Origin of the sequence: Synechococcus sp. R6-10 (genome assembly GCF_047461815.1) — a bacterium.
GTDB lineage: Bacteria > Cyanobacteriota > Cyanobacteriia > Thermostichales > Thermostichaceae > Thermostichus.
Genome location: NZ_JANSHW010000381.1, coordinates 1 through 1,355 on the forward strand (window position 1 = coordinate 1; position 1,355 = coordinate 1,355).

Genomic DNA, 1,355 nt, shown 5'->3' on the forward strand with positions numbered 1-1,355 from the left:
TCCCCAACCAACGGGCCGTGATCTCCAGCAAGCTGGGGGGTGGTGTCGGCGTAGGAGTTGGCGTGGGTGGTGGGGTGGGATAGAGATCCAGGCGCGGTGGCCGTGGGGTGCTGACCCGAAAAGCATCGGGAGGGGGTTGGGTCAGGGGTACATTCGGATCCCCGCATCCCAGCAAGCCCAGCCCGCCGGCAAGCAACAGGCCGTACAATTTTCGAGTGCCTCTACTGCCCATGAATACGCTGCTGGACACCTCTAACAGGGTATCATCGGGATCCCAAGGCTCTGAGCTGGGCTTGCAAATCTTCCTCCAGCACAGATAGCTGGCGAGCCAAGGTCACGTAGCGGTTGGCGGTCAGGTTTTTGGCGGTAAACTGCTCCAGCAGTTGCTGATCCCGGGCAACCATTTGGTTGAGATACTGAGCCACAGAGGCTTGTGGATCCTCGACTAAAGCTCGGCACACCTGTAGGGCCATCACCAGTTGGGCCCGCACTTGTAAAAACAGCGACTGGATGTACTTTTGCTCAGCCTCACTGAGTTGCCGAAAATCCCGCCAATGCTGCCCCCCCTGCAGGGATTGTTGGAGCTCGTTGACCCAGTGGTTGTAGTCTTTTACCTTGCGGGCCAGATCGGTGGCAAACTTCATCACCTCGGGGGTGCTGTTGAGCAGATGGGCTTCCTGCCAACGCTGCCGGATGCGATGCAGGCTTTTTCCCAAGCGCAGGCTGACTCTCAGGATCCCCAACAGGAGCAGCAGTAGGATCCCGGCAGCCGCGGTATAGGACACCCAAGAGCCGGGATCCCGCATCCCCAAGAAGATGACCAAGGCTATTGCTATCAAACCAAAGGCCAGCATGCCCCAGGAGCGTAGCCGCTGTTGCTGCAGACGCAGGTACTCCGCCCGCAAATCAAAGGCCTCGCAGCAAGCGTCCAGATCGGCGGCCATGAGCTGGCGAAACTCGTCCACAGAGATCGGTTCCACACTAATCATCGAGGGCACCCTTAACGCAAGTGGATCGAGGCCAAACGGCATCAAGACCTGCCCTGCCAATCACGGGCAGCTTCCGTGCTTTCTTGTAGGGGCTCCAGCGTTTCGCTGGCCGGAACCACCATCAACCCATACCCTCCGCTGCGGCAAAAATCGACGATCTCCTGCGTGTCAAAGCGTTCTGCCACGGGCTTGGGCAGTCCCTGTTGAGCCAACCGCTGCGCATATTTTCTTGCCGCAAACGAGCTCTCGAAAGCAATGACGATATCTTGACCCCCAACCTGGCGCGTGCAGATTCCCTCCTGCCCATTGGCTTGGTAAAGCAGCACAATCACCTGGGGGGGCAAGTCTTCTGGGCTAACCCAAGAC

The 1,355-nt window shown here is 58.8% G+C and carries 2 protein-coding genes and 1 pseudogene; all 3 read right to left on the reverse strand.

The features are described from left to right. Window positions 1-232 (reverse strand): annotated as a pseudogene (locus NW837_RS10760) (hypothetical protein); the annotation flags it as partial. Between the two features lie 31 nt (window positions 233-263). Beyond that, window positions 264-989: a hypothetical protein gene (locus tag NW837_RS10765; RefSeq protein WP_414331414.1), complete on the reverse strand. Its 726-nt coding sequence runs from the start codon at window positions 987-989 to the stop codon at window positions 264-266. Between the two features lie 41 nt (window positions 990-1,030). After that, window positions 1,031-1,355, reverse strand: a 325-nt coding sequence (locus tag NW837_RS10770) for a DUF3110 domain-containing protein (RefSeq protein ID WP_414331416.1), incomplete at its 5' end; no start/stop codon positions are given.

What these genes read in the sequence shown, in the direction of transcription:
- NW837_RS10765 (WP_414331414.1), bottom strand. Translation starts at nt 989, where the DNA reads ATGATTAGTGTGGAACCGATCTCTGTGGACGAGTTTCGCCAGCTCATG.